Raw genomic sequence first — 7,166 nt, forward strand, 5'->3', positions numbered from 1 at the left:
TGGTTGGAAATGAGGTGCTACGTTGGCTTACTTAACGTTAACAAACATTAGGAAATCGTATTTCCTGGGAAATAATGAATTTCCGGTTTTAAAAGGAATTAACCTTTCTTTTAATCCGGGAGAATTTGTCTCCATTCTTGGTGAATCTGGTGGGGGCAAGACCACGTTAATGAACATTATTGGAGGCCTTGACCGACAATTTGACGGTCAAGTTGTTGTTGATGGCAAGGCCTTAGACCATCGTCAGGAGCGGATGATGGACCAATACCGGCGGGAAACAGTTGGCTATATTTACCAGGCCTATAACTTGATTCCCCACCTGACGGTTTTAGATAACGTCCAGATGTCATTGGACATGACGACGTTGAGTGCCGGTGAACGAAAGGCACGGGCACTAAGACTGCTAGAAAAGGTTGGCTTAGGTGACCAGGTCACCAAATACCCTCGGCAGTTGTCCGGCGGCCAGAAACAGCGGGTGGCCATCGCTCGCGCACTGGCGGCGGACCCGAAGATTATTATTGCCGATGAGCCGACCGGGGCACTAGATGCCGAAAATACCCAGGAAGTCCTTGAGTTATTAGACGAAATTGCCAAGGATGGTAAGCTGGTGATTGCCGTTACCCACTCGCAGGCAGTGGCTAAGTACGGGACCCGCATTGTCCACTTGGACAATGGACAAGTCGCCGGTGATAACCAACTTCGGCCGCCATACCCGTTGCCGACTGACAATGTTCATCTTCAATCACGGGTACTACCGGCAGCCGCCAGTTACCGGACGGCTTTCAAACACTTCCGCTATAATTTTTGGCGTAATTCGTTGATTATTCTGGGGACGGCCATTGGGATCTTCGCAGTGTTGTTGTTTACAGCGCTCGGGCGGGGCGTGAATGGCTTTATTAATGACCAGATCAATAGCCTTGTGAATCCGCGGGTAATTACCGTGCAACGAAACACGACTGGCAAAAAGATGACGATGCAGCAAATGCAGGATACGACGCAAAACTACGTCAGTGACCCACAGACGATGCTGATTAACCAGCAAGAGGTCAACCGTTTGCGCAAACTGAAAAACGTGACGGATGTTGAACCGGGCTATATTATTACCATGGCGCGCTTTAAGAAGGGCGACAAGTCGGTAAGTGCGACCCACGTCGATACTTGGGGTAAGTCCGAGAGTGACCATGTTATCAAGCAGGGCCATAAGCCAGGTAAGGGTGAACTTGTCTTGGACCGGAAGACGGCGGAAAGCTTAACAAGCGTCACCAAATACCGGACGTTGCTTGGCAAGAAAGTGCGGATGGAATTCAACTGGCTGAAACCAGACGGCACTCCCGTCCAGATCACACTGAACTTGAAGGTTGTTGGCTTCACCAACGGAAGTAGCGGGATGGGGATTTCTGCCAGCTCCTACCGCACTTACCGGGATGCTTTCCGGGCCGCCGGGGCCGAAACTAGTCCGAATACAGTAGCGGTTAGTGTGGCTAAGCTGGACCAAGTTAATGGTGTTGCTGATAAGATCAATAACTTGAAGGGTGCCGACGGGAAGTACATCCTTGGCGGAATCACGGTTGGCTCAATTCTTAAGACCGTTAATAACTACGTCAAGGTTGCCTCAACAGTTTTGTCGGCAATCGCGGGAATTTCACTTCTGGTCTCCGCACTGATGATTATTGTGACGATGTATATGTCAGTAGCCGAACGGACCAAGGAAATTGGTATTTTACGGGCACTTGGTGAACGGCGAAAAGATATTCGGCGCTTATTTACCTCAGAGTCAATTATTATTGGCCTTTGTTCAGCAATCCTGGCTGAGGTGATTGCCTTTATTGCGGCACTCTTCTTGAACCGGGCACTTTACCGGATCGTGAAATACAATATGGTTCAATTGAGTTGGGAAACTGTTGTGATGGGCTTTGCGATTGCCATCATTATTTCCTTTGTGGCTGCCCTGCTACCGGCAAGACGGGCTGCCCGCCTGAACCCAATTGAAGCACTAGCGGGAGAATAGGAAAAAGGGCGACCATTAGGGATAGTCGCCCTTGCAGAGCTAAACTGGCAAAAAGCTGATGAATGGGGTATAGTATTAATGTATTAATATCCACTGATTATAAGGAGTATGCGCCATGGACCGCAAAGCACGCCGCAAGTTAATTCTTCATCTTATCCAAGAACAACCGGTTTCTACCCAGGACCAGTTGCTTACCCTCTTAAGCGAACAAGGGGTCAGTGCCACCCAGGCGACCATTTCGCGGGATATCCACGCGCTCAACATTGTGAAGGCGACTAATAATGGTCAAACCCGTTATACCCAGTTGCGCAATGAAGGGCAGGGCCAGAATGAGGAATTATTCGCTGCCATTCATGATAACGTGGAAGAAGTTTCGACCGTTCAATTTATCAATGTTTTGAAAACAACACCTGATTCTAGCTATGCGACTGTCTTAGCGGGGCTTTTTGACGATGCTAAACTTCCGCAGGTTGCGGGGACGGTTGCGGGTAACGATACGTTAATTATTATCTGCCACTCCCCAGCAGCAGCTGAAGCCATTGAACGGCTGGTTAATGACCACCGTCGTGACTTTTAAACTGATAAGAAAGTCTTCTAAACAGATCAAAAGGGCGGCTGGATCGCGTGTCCAGTCGCCCTTTTCCTATACCAGTTGTTCGGCATGACTAATGATATCTGCAATCAACGTCATCGCCTGAGGATTTTTTAAATGATACATGACGACCTTTCCCTTGCGGGTGTGGCCGACTAAATTATAACGCCGCAGCTGTTGGAGTTGGTGGGAGACAGCTGACTGTTCCCAGTTGAGCTCCTTACTGATCTCGGAGACGCTCATTGAATGTTGCAAGAGCATGAATAATAAACGGAGCCGTTTCGGGTGGCCAAGCATTTTGAAAACCTGGCTAATCGCCTTGAGCTCTTCTGTATCGACTGACTGAAAATTTCTCACGACGACCCCTACTTTCTTTAATTTTGATTGCTCTTAGCTTATGCTTTTTGTTATTGAAAAACAAGTCTTGAAGCATCTTCCAAATAGTGCTAAGTACTCAAAAAGGACGGGAGAAACGCCCGTCCTTTTTCAATTGGGGAATTGACTTTGGTGTTAATTAAAGGCTTAAGCGTTGACCGACATAGATAACGTAGGGTGCGGTTAGCCCGTTCTTATTAGCGATTGCTTGCCAGTTTAAACCGTACTGGGCAGCGATCCCTGAGAGGGTATCGCCTGACTTCACCGTGTAACCACCGCGGTTGCTGGAAGAACTGCCAGCGTAAGAAATGCTTGTTCCGCCAATTCGCAGTGTTTGGCCAACGTAAATGGCGTTCGGGTTGCTGATGCCGTTTTGGCTAGCGATTGCTTGGTAGCTCGTTCCGTACTTAGCAGCGATCCCGGAAAGGGTGTCGCCAGCTTGAACGGTGTAAGTACCATTGCTGCTGTAATTGGTTGATGACTGAGAAACATTTGCGCTAGCGTTACCGCTGATCCGCAAAGTTTGACCGACAACAATCATGTTCGGGTTACTAATGTGATTGAGGCTAGCAATTGCTTGGTAGCTCGTCCCAAACTTCGCAGCGATCCCAGAAAGGGTGTCACCAGCTTGGATGGTGTAAGTTCCGTTACCGCTGTTGCTGTGGTTAACGGGAGCTGATGGTTGCGAACCACCGCGGATCTGGAGAGTTTGACCCACGTAGATCTGGTTGGGGTTGCTTAAGTGATTAAGACTCGCCAGGTATTGGTAGTTGGTCCCGAACTGCGCGGCAATGCCGGAAAGGGTGTCACCAGACTGAACGGTGTATGTTTCACCAGCCGTTGCGGTGCTGTGTGAAGCAGACGACTGGTTATTGCTGCTGGTATTAGTTGAACCGGCGTGTAACAGTAGGCGTTGACCAACGTAAATCATGTTCGGGTTGCTCAGGCCGTTGAGGTTGGCCAGGGTGTTAACCGTGGTGTTGTATGAACTAGCGATCCCAGAAAGGGTGTCGCCTGATTGAACGGTGTAGTACTGAGAACCACTCTGGTTATAAGTGTTGTCACTCGTCCCGTTGTTGTTCTTATTAATAATGACCTGGTGTCCGGAGAAGGCGACCGAATCCAGTTGAGTCAGACCATTTTCCTGAACTAACTGAATCAGTAACCGTGCGTAGGACGGATCCGTAGCGTAACCGTCTTGGTGGAGCTTGTTGGCAACACTGATGTAGTTGGTGTCCCCGAGCAAGTTGCGGTAACGGCTGTTAACGTAGAGGAAGTTCCCGTGGTCTTCAACGGATTCTGAGTTGTTAGCGTAGGCCCGGAAGTTGTCATTAATATAAACGGACTGGCCGTTGTAAACTTCGCGGGTTGGCATATTAACGTAGTGGCCATTGTAACTACCCTTAATCCCAAAGAGGTTGTGGGCACGAGTGGACAGTGTAGATGATCCCCAGCCGCTTTCTAGGATAGCTTGGGCAACAGTGATTGACGGCAAAACGCCATACTTGTTCCAACCCTGGATAGCACCAGGGGCAACACTTTGGATGAAGTTCTGGCAACGTTGGTTGTTACTGAAGTGTAACGAGTTCAAGTTAACTTGTTCTGGAGCAGCGGCAACCTGAACGTAAGCCCGTTCTGCCTGACGTGGTTGAGCAGTGGTCTTATTTTCAGCAAGTTGTGCAGTATTAACTGGTTGCTGGTTAGCCACTTGACGGAATGAAACAGTGGTGACCTTGTTAGCCTGTTGATCAGCAGCTGGTTGCTGTTGGTCGTCCTGCTTATCAGTCGGAGTTGCTTCCTGCTGTTGTTGGTTAGTTGTAGCTTGTTCCTTGTTCTGCTGGTCAGTTGCAGCCTGCTTTTCTTCTTGTGGCTGGTTAGCAGCTACTTGCTGGTCGTCCTTCGTGGTGCTGGACTTGAGTGTAGTTTCGTCCTGGTTAGTACCATTAGCGGTCTTGCTGGCGTCAGCATCGTGGTTGCTATCATTTTGGTTATTGCTATCAGCGTGTGCAACGTGCCCGCCGGCAGTTAACAATGCCAGCGCAGTTACACCAGCAACGACCCACTTGCGGCCACTCTTGTACATCTTGTAGTGAAGCTTTGAATCGTATTCTGGTTCCTTCATGGTCAGTCCCCCTTGAGTGATGATTGCCGTAATCATTGGTTAAGCCAAGTTATAAAAAATCAGTAACATTTCTTAAGAAATCTTAAAAACTTAACTAGCTAAAACCTAGCATTATTTATTTCGGAGGTCAAAGAATTTTATCAACAGAAAGCATCCTCTGATCTCCAGCAACAAAAACATTAACGCTAATAGTTTAAGAAAAGGTAATGATGAAGACAAGTAATTTTATCAACGCGAGAAAAGGCTTTATATCTTGATTACAAAAAAGCAAAAGAAAACCGGTCAGCATCCGTGGACTGCTGACCGGTGGTTAACCGAAATGAAGGTTACTAATTATTGCTACCTTGCGATTGCATGAACTGCTCGAGCATTGCCGCTTCTTCTGCAGTAGCCTGGCTGGAACGTGATTTGATGTCGTGAACACGCTCAACGGATAGCTGACTACCCAACGCAACTGCGTTATCCGTCAGCTCTTTTTGCCGTTCGAATTCTAAGAGTTGCGCAGCTAAATCTTGTTGGTGATCCATTATCAAGACGTCCCCTTTCATTAAAATCGCCCGCTTAAATTTACCTGTATTGTAGTCAGGTGGCGGCTGAATGTCTATTAAAAGGCTTGCACAATCTTAGCAATTCCAGTCAGCATCAGGTAAAAGGCAATCAGCCAGACAATGGAGAGCGCTGAAATTGCTGGAACCAGTAACATGAAGATTGCCAGGATGATCTGCAAAACATAAATGACAATCAAAAACCAGTAGTAACCGCGGTGAAACTGTTTGAAGACGCCGGCGACACGGATGTCACCGATCGAGTCAAACAAGAACCAAATGGCAAACATGATGGCGATGACAGTAACTCCCAGGTTACGGTTAAAGATGAAGATGAAGCCGACCAGGATGTTGATGATCCCCATGACAATTAGCCAGCCAGACTTGATGCCGAGCAGTGTTCGGACACCCTGCCTGAACCATAGCTCATAAATACCCCGGATGATAGTACCAAAAGCAACGAGCAGGGTGACGAGGTTGAGTGCCTGACCAGGATTTCTCAGAACCATGAATGATAAAATGAGCAGTAAAATACCTAGAATCAGGCTCCACCAGTCGAATCCCCGCCGACTTGAACTTTGAAACATTATCAGCACTTCCTTTGGTTATTTTCCTTAAATATATGCTATCATTAAGCTGTTTTTCAAGGAAGAACGAAAGTCTTCTCCTTTAATTAGGAAGAAGAGGGGCATTTTCTGGCTGGTTATGTCATAATGAAGACCAAGCAAGAGGAGATAGGAGTGCAGAAAATGAATTGGAACTGGTTAGGCTGGTTGTTCTGGATCGGAGCAATCGCGATGTGCATTTTTACGGTGAAATACATTCGCAACCATCAACTGATGCTGATTGCCAAGACTCACCAGCGGTTCAGCAGCAAACTTTTCTGGCGGTACGTCGGCTTGACGGTCATCGCCTTGCTGTGGCTGGGCTCCATGACCTACTTGACGTTTTTCCGGGAAGTGGACGTTAATAATAGTAGGGAAGTGTCAACTTCCGAAAAGTACGCCGCCCTGCAACTGGGCAGCACAAAGAAGGGGTTCTACTACGTTGTGGCTAACCGGAGCAAGATGGGTAAACACCCAGTTGTTTCCTATACTTACTGGACGAAAAATACCAAGTACACGACAAATTCCCGTTATGGCTCAATTGCTGATTCTGACCACTTTATCAGCACTCAGGCGGCGGTCTACCCGTGGAACCGCAGCCGGTTAGCTAAGGAAAACGACCGAACGGGTCACGCCTTCATGGCCGAGATGACGGTCCGTTACAAGAACACCATCCTCAACGGGCTTGGCGTACGGTGCGGACGGGTTGCTACCACCCATACACTCCTGAGAATTCCAGGATCTAACATGATTTACCTGAAGTAATTAAGAATAGAATCGATGAGCGTGGCGTATTCAATGTGAGCCACGCTTTTTGTTTCACGTGAAACAGAGGCGAGAAAATTGAGTAAAAAGGACAAGTACGAAACACACCGTTACCGGGGAATTCCGGTAGAAGCTGATGGCAACGGTGGTTACC

General features: G+C 47.9%; 7 protein-coding genes. 3 read left to right on the forward strand and 4 right to left on the reverse strand.

Annotation, left to right across the window (positions count from 1 at the left end; genetic code table 11):
• The first annotated feature begins 22 nt into the window (after nt 1-22).
• Both Q0E49_RS01245 and Q0E49_RS01250 read left to right on the forward strand, forming a co-directional pair.
• The gene (locus Q0E49_RS01245) at nt 23-2,008 is read left to right on the forward strand and encodes an ABC transporter ATP-binding protein/permease (protein ID WP_295745766.1); all 1,986 of its coding nucleotides are present in this window, start codon (nt 23-25) and stop codon (nt 2,006-2,008) included.
• Nucleotides 2,009-2,123: 115 nt separating this feature from the next.
• On the forward strand, nt 2,124-2,585 hold the full coding sequence (locus tag Q0E49_RS01250; RefSeq protein WP_295745769.1) for an arginine repressor: 462 nt from the start codon (nt 2,124-2,126) through the stop codon (nt 2,583-2,585).
• 66 nt (nt 2,586-2,651) lie between these two features.
• Here Q0E49_RS01250 and Q0E49_RS01255 read toward each other — a convergent pair whose 3' ends face one another.
• The 4 genes from Q0E49_RS01255 to Q0E49_RS01270 form a co-directional block, all read right to left on the reverse strand.
• A complete protein-coding gene (locus tag Q0E49_RS01255) occupies nt 2,652-2,957 on the reverse strand; it encodes a metalloregulator ArsR/SmtB family transcription factor (RefSeq protein WP_295745772.1) in 306 nt (101 codons plus the stop codon).
• Nucleotides 2,958-3,114: 157 nt separating this feature from the next.
• Nucleotides 3,115-5,097: a LysM peptidoglycan-binding domain-containing protein gene (locus Q0E49_RS01260; protein WP_295745774.1), complete on the reverse strand. Its 1,983-nt coding sequence runs from the start codon at nt 5,095-5,097 to the stop codon at nt 3,115-3,117.
• Between the two features lie 329 nt (nt 5,098-5,426).
• Nucleotides 5,427-5,624 carry an LBP_cg2779 family protein gene (locus tag Q0E49_RS01265; RefSeq protein WP_295745784.1) on the reverse strand — a complete coding sequence of 66 codons (198 nt, stop codon included), beginning with the start codon at nt 5,622-5,624 and terminating at the stop codon, nt 5,427-5,429.
• A gap of 77 nt (nt 5,625-5,701) precedes the next feature.
• Nucleotides 5,702-6,229, reverse strand: a complete 528-nt coding sequence (locus Q0E49_RS01270) for a DUF308 domain-containing protein (protein WP_295745776.1) — start codon at nt 6,227-6,229, stop codon at nt 5,702-5,704.
• A gap of 162 nt (nt 6,230-6,391) precedes the next feature.
• Here Q0E49_RS01270 and Q0E49_RS01275 point away from each other — a divergent pair, with 162 nt between their 5' ends.
• Nucleotides 6,392-7,012, forward strand: a complete 621-nt coding sequence (locus Q0E49_RS01275; protein WP_295745779.1) for an LVIS_2131 family protein — start codon at nt 6,392-6,394, stop codon at nt 7,010-7,012.
• Nucleotides 7,013-7,166: the final 154 nt, after the last annotated feature.

This window comes from uncultured Limosilactobacillus sp., assembly GCF_934202235.1.
Classification (GTDB): domain Bacteria; phylum Bacillota; class Bacilli; order Lactobacillales; family Lactobacillaceae; genus Limosilactobacillus.

Bases quoted from the DNA above. Each gene is read 5' to 3' on its own strand.
- Q0E49_RS01250 (WP_295745769.1), top strand. From the start codon at position 2,124: ATGGACCGCAAAGCACGCCGCAAGTTAATTCTTCATCTTATCCAAGAA.
- Q0E49_RS01260 (WP_295745774.1), bottom strand. From the start codon at position 5,097: ATGAAGGAACCAGAATACGATTCAAAGCTTCACTACAAGATGTACAAG.
- Q0E49_RS01265 (WP_295745784.1), bottom strand. From the start codon at position 5,624: ATGGATCACCAACAAGATTTAGCTGCGCAACTCTTAGAATTCGAACGG.
- Q0E49_RS01270 (WP_295745776.1), bottom strand. From the start codon at position 6,229: ATGTTTCAAAGTTCAAGTCGGCGGGGATTCGACTGGTGGAGCCTGATT.
- Q0E49_RS01275 (WP_295745779.1), top strand. From the start codon at position 6,392: ATGAATTGGAACTGGTTAGGCTGGTTGTTCTGGATCGGAGCAATCGCG.